The 17491-nt window shown below is 60.2% G+C and carries 21 protein-coding genes; 9 read left to right on the top strand and 12 right to left on the bottom strand.

Features of this window, described 5'->3' with window-relative positions; all coding sequences use genetic code 11:
- On the bottom strand, positions 1-549 hold the full coding sequence (locus tag QO002_RS07465; RefSeq protein WP_307228221.1) for a LemA family protein: 549 nt from the start codon (positions 547-549) through the stop codon (positions 1-3).
- Positions 550-785: 236 nt separating this feature from the next.
- Between QO002_RS07465 and QO002_RS07460 the strand changes: the two genes are divergently transcribed.
- Positions 786-983 (top strand): hypothetical protein, encoded by a 198-nt coding sequence (locus tag QO002_RS07460; protein WP_307228219.1) that lies wholly within the window; start codon positions 786-788, stop codon positions 981-983.
- 150 nt (positions 984-1133) lie between these two features.
- Positions 1134-1280 (top strand): hypothetical protein, encoded by a 147-nt coding sequence (locus tag QO002_RS07455; protein ID WP_307228216.1) that lies wholly within the window; start codon positions 1134-1136, stop codon positions 1278-1280.
- Between the two features lie 52 nt (positions 1281-1332).
- On the opposite strand, the gene QO002_RS07450 is transcribed toward QO002_RS07455, so the two are convergent.
- From QO002_RS07450 to QO002_RS07430, 5 genes are all read right to left on the bottom strand, one after another.
- On the bottom strand, positions 1333-2289 hold the full coding sequence (locus QO002_RS07450) for a glycine--tRNA ligase subunit alpha (protein ID WP_307228214.1): 957 nt from the start codon (positions 2287-2289) through the stop codon (positions 1333-1335).
- Between the two features lie 105 nt (positions 2290-2394).
- The gene (locus tag QO002_RS07445) at positions 2395-2583 is read right to left on the bottom strand and encodes a hypothetical protein (protein WP_307228212.1); all 189 of its coding nucleotides are present in this window, start codon (positions 2581-2583) and stop codon (positions 2395-2397) included.
- A 31-nt stretch (positions 2584-2614) separates the two neighbouring features.
- A complete protein-coding gene (locus tag QO002_RS07440; protein ID WP_307228210.1) occupies positions 2615-3481 on the bottom strand; it encodes a S49 family peptidase in 867 nt (288 codons plus the stop codon).
- 84 nt (positions 3482-3565) lie between these two features.
- Positions 3566-4351 carry a tRNA1(Val) (adenine(37)-N6)-methyltransferase gene (locus QO002_RS07435; RefSeq protein ID WP_307228208.1) on the bottom strand — a complete coding sequence of 262 codons (786 nt, stop codon included), beginning with the start codon at positions 4349-4351 and terminating at the stop codon, positions 3566-3568.
- A 207-nt stretch (positions 4352-4558) separates the two neighbouring features.
- On the bottom strand, positions 4559-4780 hold the full coding sequence (locus QO002_RS07430) for a putative signal transducing protein (protein ID WP_307228206.1): 222 nt from the start codon (positions 4778-4780) through the stop codon (positions 4559-4561).
- 134 nt (positions 4781-4914) lie between these two features.
- Here QO002_RS07430 and QO002_RS07425 point away from each other — a divergent pair, with 134 nt between their 5' ends.
- The 4 genes from QO002_RS07425 (at position 4915) to moaB (ending at position 9742) form a co-directional block, all read left to right on the top strand.
- Entirely contained in the window at positions 4915-5931 is a 1017-nt protein-coding gene (locus QO002_RS07425; protein WP_307228204.1) for a polyprenyl synthetase family protein, read from the top strand.
- Between the two features lie 267 nt (positions 5932-6198).
- A complete protein-coding gene (locus QO002_RS07420) occupies positions 6199-8028 on the top strand; it encodes a tetratricopeptide repeat protein (RefSeq protein ID WP_307228202.1) in 1830 nt (609 codons plus the stop codon).
- 228 nt (positions 8029-8256) lie between these two features.
- On the top strand, positions 8257-9213 hold the full coding sequence (locus QO002_RS07415; RefSeq protein WP_307228200.1) for a 4-(cytidine 5'-diphospho)-2-C-methyl-D-erythritol kinase: 957 nt from the start codon (positions 8257-8259) through the stop codon (positions 9211-9213).
- Positions 9200-9742 carry a molybdenum cofactor biosynthesis protein B gene (gene moaB, locus QO002_RS07410; protein WP_307228198.1) on the top strand — a complete coding sequence of 181 codons (543 nt, stop codon included), beginning with the start codon at positions 9200-9202 and terminating at the stop codon, positions 9740-9742. Before QO002_RS07415 ends, moaB begins: the two co-directional genes overlap by 14 nt.
- Before the next feature lie 339 nt (positions 9743-10081).
- Here the strand turns inward: moaB and QO002_RS07405 are convergent, their stop codons facing one another.
- Complete coding sequence (locus QO002_RS07405; protein ID WP_307228196.1) at positions 10082-10609, bottom strand: glycosyltransferase family protein; 528 nt, start codon at positions 10607-10609, stop codon at positions 10082-10084.
- A 206-nt stretch (positions 10610-10815) separates the two neighbouring features.
- Here QO002_RS07405 and QO002_RS07400 point away from each other — a divergent pair, with 206 nt between their 5' ends.
- The 3 genes from QO002_RS07400 to QO002_RS07390 all read left to right on the top strand — a co-directional run bounded on the left by QO002_RS07400 (position 10816) and on the right by QO002_RS07390 (position 13410).
- Positions 10816-11973 carry a PA0069 family radical SAM protein gene (locus tag QO002_RS07400; RefSeq protein WP_307228194.1) on the top strand — a complete coding sequence of 386 codons (1158 nt, stop codon included), beginning with the start codon at positions 10816-10818 and terminating at the stop codon, positions 11971-11973.
- A 169-nt stretch (positions 11974-12142) separates the two neighbouring features.
- Complete coding sequence (gene rnhB, locus QO002_RS07395; RefSeq protein WP_307228192.1) at positions 12143-12841, top strand: ribonuclease HII; 699 nt, start codon at positions 12143-12145, stop codon at positions 12839-12841.
- A 260-nt stretch (positions 12842-13101) separates the two neighbouring features.
- Positions 13102-13410 (top strand): hypothetical protein, encoded by a 309-nt coding sequence (locus tag QO002_RS07390; protein ID WP_307228190.1) that lies wholly within the window; start codon positions 13102-13104, stop codon positions 13408-13410.
- A gap of 110 nt (positions 13411-13520) precedes the next feature.
- Here the strand turns inward: QO002_RS07390 and QO002_RS07385 are convergent, their stop codons facing one another.
- The 5 genes from QO002_RS07385 to QO002_RS07365 all read right to left on the bottom strand — a co-directional run bounded on the left by QO002_RS07385 (position 13521) and on the right by QO002_RS07365 (position 17433).
- Positions 13521-14912 (bottom strand): calcium-binding protein, encoded by a 1392-nt coding sequence (locus QO002_RS07385; protein WP_307228188.1) that lies wholly within the window; start codon positions 14910-14912, stop codon positions 13521-13523.
- Positions 14913-15178: 266 nt separating this feature from the next.
- Entirely contained in the window at positions 15179-15664 is a 486-nt protein-coding gene (locus tag QO002_RS07380; protein WP_307233221.1) for a F0F1 ATP synthase subunit B, read from the bottom strand.
- A 16-nt stretch (positions 15665-15680) separates the two neighbouring features.
- Positions 15681-16289, bottom strand: a complete 609-nt coding sequence (locus tag QO002_RS07375; RefSeq protein WP_307228186.1) for a F0F1 ATP synthase subunit B — start codon at positions 16287-16289, stop codon at positions 15681-15683.
- 72 nt (positions 16290-16361) lie between these two features.
- Positions 16362-16589 carry a F0F1 ATP synthase subunit C gene (locus tag QO002_RS07370; protein ID WP_056332699.1) on the bottom strand — a complete coding sequence of 76 codons (228 nt, stop codon included), beginning with the start codon at positions 16587-16589 and terminating at the stop codon, positions 16362-16364.
- A gap of 82 nt (positions 16590-16671) precedes the next feature.
- Positions 16672-17433, bottom strand: a complete 762-nt coding sequence (locus QO002_RS07365) for a F0F1 ATP synthase subunit A (RefSeq protein WP_307228174.1) — start codon at positions 17431-17433, stop codon at positions 16672-16674.
- Between the last annotated feature and the right edge of the window lie 58 nt (positions 17434-17491).

The raw sequence follows: 17491 nt of genomic DNA, 5'->3' as shown, positions 1-17491 counted from the left end.
TCAAAACTTCACAGATGGCACCGCGCGATCGGCTTCATTGGTGATCTCGAAGAACGGCGCCTTCGAAAATCCAAACGGACCGGCGATCAGGTTTGACGGAAAACTCTCCACCTTGACGTTCAGATCGCGGGCAGCGCCGTTGTAATAGCGCCGCGACATCTGGATCTCGCTCTCGATGGTTTCGAGCGACTGCTGCAGCTCGGAAAAATTCTGGTTGGCCTTGAGGTCCGGATAGGCTTCGGCGAGCGCGAAGACCTTGCCGAGTGCCTGGCTCAACATGCCCTCCGCCTGTGCGCGGCCGGCGACGTCGCCTGTGGGCAACGCCTGCGCCTTGTTTCTGAGCTCGACGATCTCTTCGAGCGTGCCCTTTTCATGGGCAGCATAGCCTTTGACGGTCTCGATCAGATTGGGAATGAGATCAGCGCGCCGTTTCAGCTGCACGTCGATGCCCGACCACGCCTCCTCCTTCACCTGCCGGGCCTTGACCAGGCCGTTGTAGATAAAAATCAGGTACAGGATTACTGCTGCGCCGATCGCCAGACCAATCATGAAAACGTCCCTTCTCGCCCAACTTTTGCGGCGACGATAATGCATATCACAGCAAAAGGGTATTCAGGCGTACCGCAACGCTCCTACGCCCCCGAAGCAGTCCAACAGCCCGCTCCTGTTACGAAGGTAACATGTTGATTTTCCTGTTTCATTGGGAACCGCGAAAATCGTCGTTCTGATCGATAGTGGCTTCATCAACCGGAACAGTCCGGTCAACACAACTGAAGCCAAAGATCATGAAAACGCCCGCAACCCTCATCAACGCCATCGCCTTTTCGGCGCTTTTCCTCGCCTATGCGAGCATCACCGCAGCTGACCGCCCTACCGGCATCCGCCGCGCCCTTCAGACCTATGCCGGTCAGCTTCCGACCGGCACCTATCCGACCATGAAGCCGGTTTGGGAAATGGGCGCAGGCATGAGCGACAAGGCCTGAAACCTAGTGAATTTCAGCGATAGCGAAAGTGAGCGAAATCCCTATCATATGCCTTGCTAGTAACTTGCGTCTTGCGGTCGATGATGACCGCCTGTTCCCGCCATGAAAGCGGGTTCATGGCCCTGACCCGGCCGATACGAGCGAGGCAAAATGACCATTCTGACTTTGATGACGACCAGCGCACTTGCGCTGATGGCTGCAACGCATTTCGTCGCGTTGCGCGTCGAACGCCAGCAGCAGGTAAAGCTGGCGCCGGTTCACGCCAACCAGCCCACCATCCGGGATATGGACGCCTAAACGCACTCGCCTCATCCGGGCGAGCCGTTATTTCCATGGCTTCTTTTCAGATTTACGCGGCGTCGCGCGTCAGATTGAAGCCACCGGCATCTGTCAGCAGGAAGGCTTCACCACAGGCCTTGGCGAGCGTGCGGACGCGCAGGATGTAGCTTTGCCGCTCCGTCACCGAGATCACGCCGCGGGCATCGAGCAGATTGAAGACATGGCTTGCCTTGATGCACTGGTCATAGGCGGGAAAGACGCATTTGTGCAGGACATTGGCATCGCCCGGTGCACCGGCTGCGAGCAGCGCGATACACTCTTTCTCCGCATCTATGAAATGCTGGTGCAGCATCGCCGTGTTGGCATATTCGAAATTGTGGCGTGAATATTCCTGCTCGGCCTGCAGGAAGACGTCGCCATAGCTGATCTTCTCGTCGCCTTCGCGGCCGTTGAAGTTCAGGTCGTAGACATTGTCGACGCCCTGCACATACATGGCGAGACGCTCCAGACCATAGGTCAGCTCGCCCGAAACCGGCGAGCATTCAATGCCGCAGACCTGCTGGAAATAGGTGAACTGCGACACTTCCATGCCATCGCACCAGCACTCCCAGCCGAGACCCCAGGCGCCGAGCGTCGGGCTTTCCCAGTCGTCCTCGACAAAGCGGATATCGTGCAGCAACGGGTCGAGCCCGATCGCTTCCATCGAGCCGAGATAGAGTTCCTGCAGGTTCGACGGGTTCGGCTTCAGGATGACCTGATACTGGTAATAATGCTGCAGCCGGTTCGGGTTTTCGCCATAGCGGCCGTCGGTCGGGCGGCGGGAAGGCTGCACATAGGCGGCGCGCCAGGGCTTGGGGCCAAGCGCACGCAGCGTTGTTGCCGGATGGAAGGTGCCCGCGCCGACTTCCATGTCATAGGGCTGCAGCACCGCACAGCCCTTGTCCGCCCAATACGCATGCAGCGTCAGGATCAACGCCTGAAAGGAGCGCTTCGGGTTCATATGGTCCGGCAGGGCGGCAGCAGTCATGATCGGATGTCCAGCTTGGAATTTTCTGGCTGTCTGGTGCCACGACGGGCCGGAGGGGTCAAGAGACGAGTGGTGCCTGCAATCACGCAAGGCACGGCAAGCCGCCTACTCCGGCTTCTTCAGCCGATACTCTCCCGTCACCGGGTCCTTGACCAGCGTTCCTTGGCTGCCGGTTTCCTTCTCCCGCCGCACCTGCTCGCGTTGGCGGGCGAGCTTTTCGGCGTCGGCGATGAATTTTCGGTATCCGAACCATGCAACGCCGACGATGATCAGAAACAGGATAATTTGCGGCATGCGTGTCCCCCGGAGCCTTTTCTTCTCGGTGTCAGAGCCCGTATCGGCCCCATAATGCCTTTTCCTCGGCAATATCTGCAAGACCCGACACCGCAGAGGCCGCGAAACGTTCCGCAACAGAACTGGCGATGGATGCCCCAGGCTGACGGCGACCAAAAAGGCCGCGGGCCGGCGAAATGAGTTGCAGCTCGGTTTTGGCGCCATAACGCTTCTTCAGCTCGCCGCGCATATCGCCGAGGCTGTCGATGAGGCCAAGTTCCTGCGCGCGTCCACCGGTCCAGAATAGACCGGAGAAGATTTCGTCGTGATCGGCCAGCAGATGCCCGCGCCGCGCCTTGACCATGTCGATGAAGACATTGTGGATCTGAAGCTGCAGGCTCTTCAGGTACTCGATGTCCTTTTCCTTCTCCGGCTGGAAGGGATCGAGCATCACCTTGTTTTCGCCAGCCGTGTAGACGCGGCGCTCGACGCCGATCTTCTTCAGAAGCTCGGGAAAGCCGAAGCCACCGGAGACGACGCCAATGGAGCCGACGATCGACGTCGGATCGGCAATGATCTCGTCGCCGGCCAGCGCGATCATGTAGCCGCCGGACGCTGCGACATCCTCGACGAAGATGATGACGCGCTTCTTTTTTTCCTCCGCGAGATCGCGGATGCGCTGGAAGATCAGGCGCGATTGCACCGGCGAGCCGCCGGGCGAATTGACGGAAATGGCAACGGCAGGCGCGTCCTTGACGGCGAAAGCCTTTTCCAGAACCGAGGCAACGGAGGCGAGATTGAGAGGAGGCCGGAACTGGCCGCCGCCAGCCACAATCGTTCCGTGAAGCCGGACAACAGGGATCGTGATGCCACCTTTTCGAAAACGCTTCGGCATCAACTTTCTGAAAAATCCGGCCATAAAACCTCCGTGGCAGTCTCTGATAATATCGACGTGGATGTATGTATTGGCGGGCCGAACGCAATGGCCAATGTCAAGAATCCGTCATCGTCGGGCTGAAACGACCTTTCGGGCATAGGCAGTGCGGCCGTTGTTGAGGTCATCAACACGAGGTGTGAAGCGATGTGCGTCGTCCTCGTGCATGATGAGCGGCGCCCTGAGCGCAAGCCGCGCGCGGTTCTGCTTGATTGCGGTAACAAGGATGCGCACCGCATTTTCGCCCGGCCGGGGGTGAAGCGAAGTGATTTCCAGTCCACCGAAACGGCGACCGCAAGCGTCGATGATCTCCGCAACGGATTCCGGCCGGGCTATGAGCGAAAGCTGACCTCCTGGTCGCATGATCGCGCCAGCTGTTCGGAGCCAGATATCGAACAGACCCTCTTCCATGGCATGGGCCTCGGCCTTGAGCGGATCAGGCGTGCGACGGTCGGAACCGTCATTGAAAGGCGGGTTCATGATGACGTGGTCGAAGCTGTCATCCAGCAGGCCCGCAGCGACGCGCGCGCGTCCCTTCAAGCCGACATCGGCTTCGATGACGCTGACGCGAGGTGCGAGGCGAGCGTTTTCAGGGAGCGCCAGGCTCCGACGAGCGAAGTCCACCATCGTCGGAGAACGCTCGACCAGCGTCACGGTCGCACCGTCGAGGCGGGAGGCAACGGCCATGCCGGCGGCACCGGCTCCGGCACCGAGATCGGCCACGCGGATCGGCCGTTCATCGGCCACGAGGGAAGCGAGCAGCATCGCATCCATGCCGGAGCGATGTCCTTGCCCCAAGGGCTGAACGACATGGAACCGGCCGCGGTGGAAGCTGTCTATGGATTCGGTTGTCATGGGGTTTCCCTCTTCTCCCTGGCGGGGATAAGTGCCGAGCCCAGGCGAGGCGATGAGGGGGCCGCGCGGCACATTCCGAGTTCCTGGCTCCCCCTCATCCGGCCCTTCGGGCCGCCTTCTCCCCGCTGGGGAGAAGGGAGAGAGAACCGCCGCTTCCGTTGCAGAAGCGAGTATGCCGGTGTGGTGGAAACAACAGTCAACGGCATTCTAATCGCGCAACTCCGCCTCAAGCCCCGCATCGACGAGAATCTTGCGTGCCTCATCCGCCTCATCATCCACCACCAGAAACCGGCGTGGCAGAAGGCCGAGCGAACCCTCCAGGATGCTCATATCCTGGTCGGCGATCAGGCAGCCTATACCGGCGTCCTTCATCAGGCTTTCGGCAAAGGAAAGCAGGACGGCATCGTTGGTTCTGATCAATTCTTTCATGCTGGCGGACTGCCTCCTGGATGAAATGCCTGAATATCACGGCGAATTTTACTCGGGATGGCTGATTCCCCCCTTGCCGCCGCAAGCCCCCCTTTCTATTGTCCGGGACTGAAATTGAACAGGAGTGTCTTGCGTTGGGCGTAGTGATACCGCTGGAAGACGGCAAAAACAAACAGGCATCGGTCAAGCCGCTCGTGGATTTGACCAAGGCCGATATGGAGCGGGTGAACCAACTCATTCTCTCCAAAGCCGGATCCGACGTGCAGATGATCCCGGAGGTCGCAAACCACCTGATCTCCTCGGGCGGCAAGCGCTTGCGCCCGATGCTGACACTCGCCTCCGCCTCCATGTTCGGCTTTACCGGCGATGCCCATGTGAAGCTCGCGACATCAGTCGAATTCATGCACACGGCAACCCTGCTGCATGATGACGTGGTGGACGAAAGCGACCTGCGCCGCGGCAAGTCCACGGCACGCATGATCTGGGGCAACCAGGCGAGCGTTCTCGTCGGCGACTTCCTGCTTGGCCAGGCCTTCCGCATGATGGTCGATGTCGGCTCCCTGGATGCGCTCGATGTGCTGTCCACCGCAGCCTCCGTCATTGCCGAGGGCGAAGTGCTGCAACTCTCCGTCGCCAAGAACATGGAAACGACCGAGGACGACTACCTGTCGGTCATTCGCGCCAAGACCGCGGCACTCTTTGCTGCCGCCGCCGAAGTCGGCCCGATCGTCGCCAAGACCGACAAGGCAAGCCGCAACGCGCTGAAATCATACGGTATGAACCTTGGCCTCGCCTTCCAGCTGGTTGACGACGTGCTCGACTACGGCGGCAAGGCGGCGGACCTCGGCAAGAATGTCGGCGACGACTTCCGTGAAGGCAAGATAACCCTGCCGATCATCCTTTCCTATCGCCGCGGCACGGCCGACGAGCGCACCTTCTGGCGCGATGCCATCGAAGGCGGCCAGAGCGACGACCGCAACCTCGAAAAGGCACTGGGTCTGATCAACCGCTATGGCGGCCTGACCGACACCATTGCCCGGGCCCAGCATTATGGCACGATTGCCCGCGACGCGCTTGCGCCGCTGCCGCAGTCACCGTGGAAATCTGCGCTTCTGGAAGTCATCGATTTTTGTATCGAACGCGTCAGCTGATATCCTGTCAAGTTCCGTTCACCCTGAGCCACGAAATTCTTGCTGCGTTGCGCCAAAAAAGCCATTCTGTTTCGGGAGAATGCCTGATGGGGGAAGTGACCTTCCCCCTTTGGCCTCCGATGGTCCTTTTCGGACAGATTGGTGATGGCCGCATGATCCGCAATGCTACCGATTCCGGTTGTTCGGGTTATGCGCTAATATTCTGGGAATTGATTCCGCGCGAATCCGGTAGCGGCCATCGGGACGCTCCGCAACGAAAGGCTTGTCATGCGGCAGATACACATTCTTCGCCTCCTCAGTGGTGCAGCGCTTATGGCCCTCGCCTCCTTCGCCAGCGCGCCCCACAGCTTTGCCGAGGAGACGCCGGCTGCCACTGAGACGAAGCCGTTCGATGTCAATTCGATCAACAGCTTCTCAGGCGCCTTCCTTGCAGCCCGCACGGCAGACGTCGATCGTGATCTCGATGTCGCCACCAAGCTCTACCGCACGGCTCTCGAATTCCAGCCGGACAATGTCGAAGTCAAGCAGCGGCTGATGATCACGCTTCTGATGAACGGTCAGTTCCAGGAGGGCGTGAAGGTTGCTGAACAGCTGAAATCCGATGGCTCTGTCGAGCGCATCACCACCGTTACTCGCGCCGTCGAGGCCATCCGCAAGCGGGAATACCGCAAGGCGGAGAAGCTTCTGGTCTATAACGGCCCGAACGATCTCGACCGGCTGCTCAACGGGCTGTTGATCGGCTGGGCCAAGGCCGGCTCGGGCAATCCCAAGGATGCGATCGCCTCGATCCAGGCCATGGAAGGTCCGGAATGGTTTGCGATCTTCAAGAACTACCATGAAGGTGCCATCGCTCTTGCTGCCGGTGACAAGGCGACGGCCCGCTCCAAGTTCAATGATGCCGTGCTCGACCGCAATGGCGGCGGTGCGGCCCCCGACACGTTCCTGCGGGCAGTCACCGCACTCGCGCGTCTCGAAGCCCGTGACGGCAACAAGCAGAAAGCGCTGGATGCGATCGCCGTCGGCGAGAACTTCCTCAACAACTATGCCCCGCTCAGCGCCCTGCGCACCAGCATCGAAAAGGGCCAGCCACAGGAGCAGCAGGTCCGCGACGCTGCCCAGGGTGCTGCCGCCGTTCTCTTCACGATCGGCGCTGCACTGAACCGCGAAGGTGCGGAAGACATCGTTTCGCTCTATCTGCAGTCGGCTCGGGCGCTTGACCCGGATAGCGCCGATATTCTCGTCATGCTTGGCGGCGTTGCCGAGACGCTGAAGAAGCCTGAGCAGGCTATCGAACTCTATAAAAGCGTGCCGGAAGGCTCGCCGATGCGCCGCCTCTCGGAAATGCAGCTGGGGCTGGCCCTCGCCTCCATTGGCAAGGTGGAGGAATCCAAGAAGCACCTGAAGGGCTTGCTCGAGCTCGATCCGAAGGACATCCGCAGCTATGTCGCCTATGGCAGCGTGCTGTCGGACGCCAAGGACTACAAGGAAATGGCCCATGTCTACGACCAGGCCGTCGAATCGATCGGCCCGCTTCCGCAGAAAAAGGACTGGTCGATCTTCTTCCAGCGCGGCATCGCTTACGAGCGGCTGAAGGAATGGGCCAAGGCCGAGCCGAACTTCACCAAGGCGCTGGAACTCAACCCGGACCAGCCGCAGGTGCTGAACTATCTCGGCTATTCCTGGGTCGATATGAACATCAACCTCGACAAGGGCCTGGAGATGATCCGCAAGGCTGTCGAGCTGAAGCCGGATGACGGCTATATCGTCGATTCGCTCGGCTGGGCCTATTTCCGCATGAACCGCTTCGACGACGCCGTTTCAGAGCTGGAGCGGGCCGCCGAACTCCTGGCCGGCGATCCGACGATCAATGACCATCTGGGCGATGCCTACTGGCGCGTCGGGCGCAAGCTCGAAGCCGTGTTCCAGTGGAACCAGACGCTGGAACTGAAGCCGGAAGAGGCGGAAATTCCGAAGATCAAGGCCAAGATCGAGAACGGCCTGCCGGCACTGAAGGAAAATGTTCCGAGCGCGGCCGATGCGGAGGAAACTCTGCCGAAGAAGGCAGACCCCGTGGATACGGCCGGCAAGAAGTCCTGATCGGGTTTTCCGTTCTGAACAGGATGTCAGCATGACTAGCAGGCGATGGTGGCTTGCCGCCTCTTCTCCCCAGCGGGGAGAAGAGGCGAGCGAAGGCGAGGCGATGAGGGGGTCTTTGCCTGATGTTCAGAGCCAGCCGTCCCCCTCATCCGGCGCTTTGCGCCACCTTCTCCCCGCTGGGGAGAAGAGGGAGTTGGCGGCAGCTGCCTTTCTCCTGAAGGCTCTGGCATGACTGCTGCGAATGCATCCCTGAACGAAAACCTGCCGCACTTCGACCTTGTGCAGTCGGCACCCGCCAAGATCAATCTTGCGCTGCATGTGATCGGTCAGCGGGCGGACGGGCATCACCTCCTCGAAAGCATCGTGACCTTCGCGGACCGGGGAGATCGTGTTGGCCTCTCTGCTACGGACGAGGACCGCTTCACGGTCTCGGGCAGCTTCGCGTGCGATATTCCAGCCGACGGGCCTGCCGCGTCCGGCAATCTCGTGCTCAAGGCGCGCAACAGCCTGCGTGCACTGCTGCTGCAACGTGGCCTTCCCGCGAGGCCGATGCATCTGCATCTTGAAAAGAATTTGCCAGTTGCCTCCGGCATTGGTGGTGGCTCGGCCGATGCCGCAGCAACGTTGAGGGGGCTGCTCGCGTTGTGGGCTGTTCCTCCCTTTGTGGACGATAGGTTTTCGGACGATCTCGCCGCTGTTGCGCTTCAGCTCGGCGCAGATGTGCCCATGTGCTTTCACGGCAAGCCTTTGATGGCGCGCGGCGTCGGCGAGCGGACGGAGGCGCTTGCCGCCTTTCCGGCCTTCCCGATGCTGCTCGTCAACCCGCGTGTGCCGGTCTCGACGCCCGTCATCTTTCGCACACTGACGAACAAGGCCAATCCGTCGCTTGTGCTGCCCCATCATACGGTTGCGGCCGCTGATTGGATTGGTGCACTGGCAGCCATGCGCAACGATCTTGAGCCGCCGGCCCAGGCACTTGCGCCGGTCATCGGTGATGTTTCCCAGGCCCTTTCTGAAACCGGCGCTCGCCTTGCCCGCATGTCGGGCTCGGGTGCCACCTGCTTCGGCCTGTTTTCCGATGAACATGCGCGCGATCGGGCGGCGGAGATGCTTTGCGCAGATCATCCCGACTGGTACGTTCTGCGCTGTTTCAGCATTGGAGGAGATCATCATGACACAGCTTGACGAAACAAAACCTTTTGTTCCCGTCAGCTTTGCGGTCATGACCGTTTCCGATACGCGCACGCTCGCCGATGATCGCTCCGGCGATACGCTTGCCGCCCGAATCACTGACGCCGGCCATATGCTTGCCGAGCGCACCATAGTGCCGGACGATCGCGCCGCCATCGCCGAGACGGTGCTGGCCTGGTCAAACGACCCCGCCATCGATGTTGTTATCACAACGGGCGGCACGGGCTTTACGGGGCGCGATGTCACCCCCGATGCGCTGGAGCCGCTGTTCGACAAGCGAATGGATGGCTTTTCGGCGGTCTTCCACCGCATTTCCTACGAGAAGATCGGCACATCGACGGTCCAGTCGCGTGCAACGGCCGGCTTGATCGGCACGACCTTCGTCTTCGTTCTACCCGGCTCGCCCGGAGCCTGCCGCGACGCCTGGGATGGCATCCTGAAGCAGCAATTCGACTATCGCCACACGCCCTGCAACTTCGTCGAGATCATGCCCCGCCTGGATGAACATCTGAAACGCGGCTGAGCCGAAACCTTCGCCCTTAAAACACGGACTCCAAATCCTTGGCAACGCGTGTTCCCCAGGGGACAGCGAGACCCTGCTTGTGTCGTCTATAAGAATTCCAGTAGCGGGGACAAGGGGAAGGCAGCGGGGGCAGAGGCAGATGCATCGACGGCCGACTTACATCACCGTTAATGCTGCAGGCATGCATGCCGGAGATTTCAGTCTCTCAGAATGCTGACGGTGGCACACGCCATCCCAGGCACGGCAAAAGTGGTCATACGACGCGCTGACGCGTGAAAATCCCTTTTCAGAAGTGATTTCATCAAGTACGGGCGGGTTCGAAAGAGCCCGCCTTTCTTCTTATCTCCGCGAGGGGTCACGGGCTTCCGTAGCAACCCAGGCCGGGATGATCTCCACCGCCAACCGCCGTGCCGAGAGCGCCTTCACGAGATCATCCAGCCGCTTGCCGCTCGTGGCCGCCGCCGCGTTGCGCGGAACCAGAAGACCATGCTCCAACGCGGAACCGCGGCGGAAAAGGCGTTTCAGCAGCGGTTTGCGATAAAGTCGTGCGGGCGAAAACCGCGCGGGTGCCCGGTTGAGCGCCATATATTCCGCGATATCGTCAATCCAGCGACCCGTCAGCCGCGCGCCGGGCTCCAGCACCAACAGCCATTCGCCTCGCGCCGAGCGGATCACATCGCCCAGTTCCCATTCGAGGAAAAAGCGGCAACCGGCGGCATCAGCCACCCGAGACGAACCGTCTTCGGAACCATGATCCAGAACGATGACATCGCTGACCAATCCTTCAACCGCGCCGGAGACAAGAGCCGACAGGCTCTGTGCGAGCTCGGCCTCGTTGTTGCGGGTTTCCATGATGATCGACAGCATGGCCCGTCCTACCGCATCGCAAACGGAATTGCCACATGACCCTGCCTGACACAGGCTTCAGCCTTCATTAATCATGAATCTAAACCATGGGGCGTTCCCAGTGAAATCGCGATGCGGGAATTTGTTCTTGCATTGTTCTCATTTTGGCGATAAAGATTCCCTCACGAAACCGTCGGAGAACGGCGCTGTTTCCGGGAGTTTGTTCCATGACCGATCTGTCTGAACTCAGGCAGGGCGCATTTGCGCCCGGCCACTCGGCTGATATTGCCGATGCGCTGGTGGCCAATTCCGGCCTGCGCATCGATATCGACCGCCGTCGCGGACGGGGCGCCGGGCTGAATACGACAGGCCGCTTCGAGCCCCTGGCACGCGAGACGGAGGATGACGGCTGGAGCTCGCTCGAAGACTTGCCGCCCTTCAAGACCGAGGTTCAGATCGAGAAGCCGCGGTCGATCATCAGCCGCAATGACAGCCCCGATATTCCGTTCGACCGGTCGGTGAACCCCTATCGCGGCTGCGAGCATGGCTGCATCTATTGTTTTGCGCGGCCGACCCACGCCTATATGGGGCTCTCGCCGGGGCTCGATTTCGAAGCCAAGCTGTTTGCCAAGCCGGATGCACCGCGTCTCTTGGAGCGGGAGCTGGCGAAGCCCGGCTACAAGGTGCGGCCGATAGCGCTTGGCACCAACACCGATCCCTATCAGCCGATCGAGAAGGAATGGCGGATCATGCGCCAGATCCTCGAAGTGCTGCAGGCATGCAACCATCCGGTCATGATCGTCACGAAATCGGCGATGGTGATGCGCGACATCGATATTCTCGCTGATATGGCAGAGAAAGGTTTGGCGAAGGTCGGACTTTCGGTGACGACACTCGACCGCAAGCTTGCCCGCCTGATGGAACCACGCGCCTCCACACCGGGCAAGAGGCTCGAAGCCATCAAGGCACTCTCGGAAGCCGGCATTCCGACGACGGTGATGATGGCGCCGGTCATTCCTGCCCTCAACGATCATGAGATCGAACGGGTGCTTGATAGCGGCAAGGCCGCGGGCGCGGAATTTGCGAGCTACGTTCTGCTGCGCCTGCCGCTGGAGGTGAGCCCGCTGTTTCGTGACTGGCTGCTGCGAAACTATCCGGATCGCTATCGCCACGTCATGTCGCTGGTGCGCTCGATGCGTGGCGGCAGAGATTACGATGCGGAGTTCGGCAAACGCATGAAAGGGGCTGGTCCCTATGCGTGGCAGATCGGTCGCCGCTTTGAACTGGCGGCCAAGCGACTTGAACTCAACCTGACAAAGAGGCCGCTCAACGGCGATCTCTTCGTGCCGCCGCTCGGCTTGGGCGTTCAGCTTTCCCTCCTCTAAGGGCTGGCAAACGGCCTCAAGCCGCGTTTGAAATCCGCCGGCCTTTGCCCGGCTCACGAGCATGCCGATCCCGTTCGTCCCTGTGACGGGAGCGGCCAATCCCCCGGTCGTCGCCGCATCCGGCCGGGGGGACTTGCAGGGAATCGGGCTTCTGTGCGAGTTTCCGTCCATGTCACGAAGCGCGTTGCCCGATTCCCCTTTTCTTTTCGATGATGCCTGCGGGCCGGATTTTTCCATCGAGCTCAGCGTCCGGCGTGAGGGCTTCTGGCCGATCGCGGGAACGGACGAGGCTGGGCGAGGACCGCTCGCAGGTCCGGTCGTCGCGGCGGCCGTAATCCTCGATCCGAACAATATTCCGGAGGGGCTGAATGACAGCAAGCAGCTCTCCGTTATCAGAAGGGAAGAGCTTTACGACATCATCCTGGCCAACGCGATCGTTTCGGTTGCCTCATCCAGCGCCGGCCGGATCGACCGTACAGACATTCGCAAGGCAAGCCTCGACGCCATGCGTCGCGCCGTTGCCGGCCTCGCGGTCAAGCCGGCCTATGTGCTGAGTGACGGGCGGGATGTTCCGCCGGGCATGGCCTGCGGCGGCAAGGCTGTCGTCAAGGGCGACGCCCGATCGGTCTCGATTGCGGCCGCCTCGATCATCGCCAAGGTGACGCGCGACCGGATGATGACGCGCGCCCACCTCGTCTTTCCCGTCTACGGCTTTGCCGGACACGCCGGATACGCAACCGCCCGCCACCGGCAGGCAATCGCGGAAGGCGGTCCTTGCCCGCTTCACCGCATGAGCTTTCGCCCGCTCAGGAAAGACGATGGAGAGCCGTTCAAGGATGATGCCCTGACCGAGTTCGGCGGCCTTTGAAGCGCTTCATACCCCGACAATCGAGCCTTTATTCACGACCTTGTGAGAGGCTGGTCCGTGGCATCTGGGAACGAAACCAGCCTGCCGCGCATTGATCTTGGCCGAGCCCAGGCAATATGCACCGAAGCTTATGTTGCCCTGGTGATACGCTCTGGAGATTTTTCCTGGGATGACGTAACCGCAGTAACAACGCAGGAGAGTGATGGACTATAGGTTTGGCTCGGAATCGCGCGTTGCGATTCGCAAGAAGGACTCGCCTCGTGATCTTCGCACTGATGCTGACAGCATTGATGACAACCGCAGAGATGCCAACGGCCGAGCCGACGGCAGAAGCGCTGCAGAGCGATTTGCAGACAGCCTATGCCTGCCAGGATATCGACGGACGGAAGGTCTGGAAGGGTGGCCTCGCCTATTACATCCAATCCTTCGTCTATGACGGCGAGACACCGGAAGCAGGTAGCGACGTCGCGACAGATGCCGTCTTGCCGGGTGACAACACGCCTGAAACGATGGAAGAATTCGAGCAGGCCTGCATCACCATCGCCCCGGCGCAAGCTAACAGCAACTGACATATAAACTTACGGCTGTTGCATCCGTCGTCGGAAAGCCGGGCGTCGTGCCCCTTGCCGATGGGCAGCGTGAGGCTTAGTCAAGCAGCTGAGGCTCTCGTCTTAACCGCTCAGAAATACGAAAAGTCGGACGCGGAGAGCGAGGTCACGCTTACGTCGTGAAGCAGGATGCTATCCTTCGGACCGAAGGTGAGCAGCGTATCCCCTCCTTGCGAGCCGGCGGCCTGCGCTACCGCCTGCACCTCCGCAAAGGTATCGAACCTGCTTCCGAGGTGAAGTGCGATCGTGTCGTGATCGGAGTGGCGGAAGTCGGTAACTTCGTCGTGTCCATCTCCCTTGTTGAAGACGAACACATCGGCGTCAGCGCCACCCAACAGGATATCATTACCGCGACCGCCGATCAGGCGGTCACTGCCGCCATTGCCTCTGAGAGTGTCAGCTCCGCCCAGGCCTTCGAAGATGTCGGCGCCGTATCCGCCAAACATATCGTTATTGAGGCCGTTGCCAGTGCCATGCAGGGCCTCACCCGTAACCGCGAGCGCTTCCACATTGGCACCCAGGGTGTAGCTTGTAAGCTGATAGGAGACATTGACCAGATCGAAGCCGCCATTGCGGGCCTCGATGACACGGTCGTTCAGATCATCGACCGAATAGTTGTCGTTATCAACACCGCCCGACATGCGGTCAGCCCCGGAACCACCGTCAAGGTAGTCGGTCCCTGCTTCGCCAAAGAGGCTGTCATTCCCTGCGTCGCCGTATAGCTGGTCGTTCCCCTCGCCGCCTTTAAGCGTGTTGTTTGCGGAATTGCCCGAGATCAGGTTGTTCAAACCATTGCCAACGCCGTCAACGGCAAGCCCCATCAGGCGAAGTTCTTCGACGTTGGCGCTCAATTTATAATCGGCGATACTCCAGACAATGTCCCGCCCCTCTCCGGCGAGTTCGACCACCTTGTCCGTTGAAACGTCGACATAGTAGAAATCATCACCGCTGCCGCCGATCATCACGTCACGGCCGGTACCACCGTTGAGAAGGTCATTCCCGGGGCCGGCTTCCAATCGATCCTTCCCGCCCCCGGCAAAGAGATAGTCATCGCCTGCTCCTGCCAGAAGCCGGTCGGCGCCGCTGCCGCTGATCAGAATATCGGCCGTATCGGTGCCGGAAATATGCTGGTTTGTCGTTTCGAAAGGTGCACTGAACACATTCCAACTCGCGGAGATGGCGGCTCCCGAAAAGCCGTTCTGCGCAGTGAACTGTAACTTCAGCTTCTGCAAGCCGGGCGTGGTATCAAACCCCAGTTCGATCGTGCCAGAGCCGCTTTCATAGCCGTAGCCCGCTTGCGTCCAGGACCAGCCACTCAGATTTCCGTAGCTCGCGTACCGGCTGGTGTCGGCGAAGTACTCTCCGGTCTCGGGATCACTGTATCCGTCTATCTGGTAGTCGAATGCAAAACGGAAAACGAACGAATCCGGATCAAGCTCAAAGCTGTAATTTGCAGTAGACATAGCCGCCTCCCAAGCCGCGGCTACATTAGCTCAATATTAATTTCCGGACCAGAGTGATCAGGAAGGCCGAGCGGCTGGAGTGAGGCGTTTCCAACCTTGACCGCTCCGGGGCAAGACGCGGTCTCAAACTCCCTCCGCTGAAGGGACGGCAAGCCCGGAGTGAACCTGGCGGCACTGCGGTTTTCGACATCGGGCGGCAGTCATCGTCAGGCACAAAAAAGGCCGGCACGAAGCCAGCCTTTTTTCATTCTATCGAAACACACCTCTTAGTTGAGGCGGGTCTTCACGTCGCTGACGGCCTTGGCAAACAATGCGCTCTGCGTCGCTGCGTCAGACTTGGAAACGATAACGCTTTCGGCAGCAGCAATGGCGATATCCACAGCGGTTGCACGAACAGCGTTGATCGCGTCGCTTTCGGCTTGACGGATCTTCTGTTCCGAGAGGGCAGTGCGGCGGGTGACGAACTCTTCCGTCTTGGCCTTGGCATCCGCCGTCAGGCTCGCGGCTTCGCGCTCGGCGACGGCCACGATGTTTCCGGCTTCCGCTTCAGCTTCCTTGCGCTTCTTCTGGTATTCGACCAAGAGAGCCTGGGCTTCTTCGCGCAGCCGCTTTGCTTCGGCAAGTTCGTGGGTGATGCGGCCGGCGCGCTCGTCGAGCGCCTTGGCCATCATGCCGGGAACCTTGAGGTAGGCAATGAGGACGAAGAAAAGCACCAGGCCAACGAAGGCCCAGAATGTCGCCAGTGACGTCATATCCATGATGCGTTCCTTACTTTGCCGTTGCCTTGACCGCAGCAGCGATCTCGGCCTTGGTTGCCTTGCCGCCGATCAGCTGTTCAACAACGGCGGTCGCGGTCTCTTCGGCGATGGCGCCGACATCGGCCAGAGCCTTCGCCTTGATATCGGCGATGCGGGCTTCGGCTTTTGAAATCTTGTCGTTGAGATCGGCTTCTACGGCGTTGCGATCGGCTGTCGCCTTGGCCTTTGCAGCCTCGCGTGCTTCGCCGGCGATGGCATTGCCCTTGGCCTTGGCCACGGCAAGATCGTGTTCGTAGGCGGCGATTGCCGCGTCAGCTTCAGCCTTGGAGCGCGCAGCATCGTCGAGATCGCGGGCGATCGCGCCGGAGCGGGTCTCCAGAATGCCACCGATGCGCGGAAGGATAACCTTCGCCATCAGGACGTAGAACAGACCGAAGGTAATCGCCAGCCACAGGAGCTGCGATGCAAATGTCGATTGGTCGAAGGGCGGGAACACGCCAGAGCCGTGACCGCCTTCATGCGCGACACCGGTTTCGGTGTGCACCTCGCCGGCAGCGGCGTCATGGGTTTCTGCGCCTTCGGTGGTGGTTGACTGGGCATAGGCCGCGGTCACAAACATGCTCACCTCCAGGTGCATTCAAAGAAATGCGGGCCGCGGGTTTTATCCCACGGCCCTGCCTTAAAGCCGGTATTAGACGGCGAAAAGGAGCAGCAGGGCTACGAGCAGCGAGAAGATGCCCAGAGCTTCCGTAACGGCGAAGCCGAATACGAGGCGGCCGAACTGGCTGTCAGCGGCCGACGGGTTGCGCAGAGCGCCGGACAGGTAGCTGCCAAAGATGTTGCCGAGACCGAGAGCCGTACCGGCCATACCGAGGCAAGCGAGACCTGCACCGATGTACTTTGCTGCTTCCGCTTCCATGATTGAACTCCTTCGAAATGGTTGTTGCGGCTTGTTTGGCACCCTGGCCGGTCGAACCGGCCGGGCCCCGTGACTTTATTCCTTAGTGGCCACCCGGATGGACAGCGTCGTTGAGGTACATGCAAGTCAGCACCGCAAAGACGTAAGCCTGGAGGAAGGCGACGAGGAATTCGAGACCCGTCAGGGCGACGGTCATGATCATAGGCAGGATCGCGCCACCGATACCGAGTGCACCCATGGTTCCGAGCGAGGCTACGAAGCCTGCGAACACTTTGAGGGTGATGTGGCCTGCCAGCATGTTCGCGAAGAGACGAACCGAAAGGCTGATGGGGCGGGAAAGGAAGGAAATGATCTCGATGGCGATGACGAGCGGCAGGAGAACGCCGGGAACGCCGTTCGGGACGAAGACGTTCAGGAAGCCGAAGCCATGCTTATAGAAACCGTAGAACAGAACCGTACCGATGACGAACAGCGCCAGGGCGAAGGTCACGATGATCTGGCTGGTGATGGTGAAGAAGTAAGGCACCATGCCGAGCAGGTTCGCCGTCAGGATGAACATGAACAGCGAGAAGACCATCGGGAAGAACTTCATGCCATGGGAGCCGGCGCCTTCGCGCAGCATCGAGGCGATGAATTCATAGGACATTTCAGAGACGGACTGGAGGCGGCCCGGAACCAGGCTGCGGCTCGTCGTTGTCATGTAGAGGAAACCGACAGCAACGATCAAAGTCGCGACCATGAACAGCGAAGCATTGGTAAACGAAAAATCAATGCCGCCAAGTTCGATCGGAACGATCTTGTTGATCATAAACTGGTGGGTCGGATCTACCTTATCGCCTGCCACAGCCGCTCTCTCTCGTTTTGACCGCCGGAGCGGACGCTTCTCATCCTGCAACGATCGC

The sequence above is a fragment of the Pararhizobium capsulatum DSM 1112 genome (assembly GCF_030814475.1).
GTDB classification, from domain to species: Bacteria; Pseudomonadota; Alphaproteobacteria; order Rhizobiales; family Rhizobiaceae; genus Pararhizobium; species Pararhizobium capsulatum.
The sequence above is the reverse complement of the archived record's forward strand: the minus strand, read 5'-3'. Positions and strand labels throughout refer to the sequence as shown.

Bases quoted from the DNA above. Each gene is read 5' to 3' on its own strand.
- QO002_RS07465 (WP_307228221.1), bottom strand. From the start codon at position 549: ATGATTGGTCTGGCGATCGGCGCAGCAGTAATCCTGTACCTGATTTTT.
- QO002_RS07460 (WP_307228219.1), top strand. From the start codon at position 786: ATGAAAACGCCCGCAACCCTCATCAACGCCATCGCCTTTTCGGCGCTT.
- QO002_RS07455 (WP_307228216.1), top strand. From the start codon at position 1,134: ATGACCATTCTGACTTTGATGACGACCAGCGCACTTGCGCTGATGGCT.
- QO002_RS07450 (WP_307228214.1), bottom strand. From the start codon at position 2,289: ATGACTGCTGCCGCCCTGCCGGACCATATGAACCCGAAGCGCTCCTTT.
- QO002_RS07445 (WP_307228212.1), bottom strand. From the start codon at position 2,583: ATGCCGCAAATTATCCTGTTTCTGATCATCGTCGGCGTTGCATGGTTC.
- QO002_RS07440 (WP_307228210.1), bottom strand. From the start codon at position 3,481: ATGGCCGGATTTTTCAGAAAGTTGATGCCGAAGCGTTTTCGAAAAGGT.
- QO002_RS07435 (WP_307228208.1), bottom strand. From the start codon at position 4,351: ATGACAACCGAATCCATAGACAGCTTCCACCGCGGCCGGTTCCATGTC.
- QO002_RS07430 (WP_307228206.1), bottom strand. From the start codon at position 4,780: ATGAAAGAATTGATCAGAACCAACGATGCCGTCCTGCTTTCCTTTGCC.
- QO002_RS07420 (WP_307228202.1), top strand. From the start codon at position 6,199: ATGCGGCAGATACACATTCTTCGCCTCCTCAGTGGTGCAGCGCTTATG.
- QO002_RS07415 (WP_307228200.1), top strand. From the start codon at position 8,257: ATGACTGCTGCGAATGCATCCCTGAACGAAAACCTGCCGCACTTCGAC.
- moaB (WP_307228198.1), top strand. From the start codon at position 9,200: ATGACACAGCTTGACGAAACAAAACCTTTTGTTCCCGTCAGCTTTGCG.
- QO002_RS07405 (WP_307228196.1), bottom strand. From the start codon at position 10,609: ATGCTGTCGATCATCATGGAAACCCGCAACAACGAGGCCGAGCTCGCA.
- QO002_RS07400 (WP_307228194.1), top strand. From the start codon at position 10,816: ATGACCGATCTGTCTGAACTCAGGCAGGGCGCATTTGCGCCCGGCCAC.
- rnhB (WP_307228192.1), top strand. From the start codon at position 12,143: ATGTCACGAAGCGCGTTGCCCGATTCCCCTTTTCTTTTCGATGATGCC.
- QO002_RS07385 (WP_307228188.1), bottom strand. From the start codon at position 14,912: ATGTCTACTGCAAATTACAGCTTTGAGCTTGATCCGGATTCGTTCGTT.
- QO002_RS07380 (WP_307233221.1), bottom strand. From the start codon at position 15,664: ATGACGTCACTGGCGACATTCTGGGCCTTCGTTGGCCTGGTGCTTTTC.
- QO002_RS07375 (WP_307228186.1), bottom strand. From the start codon at position 16,289: ATGTTTGTGACCGCGGCCTATGCCCAGTCAACCACCACCGAAGGCGCA.
- QO002_RS07370 (WP_056332699.1), bottom strand. From the start codon at position 16,589: ATGGAAGCGGAAGCAGCAAAGTACATCGGTGCAGGTCTCGCTTGCCTC.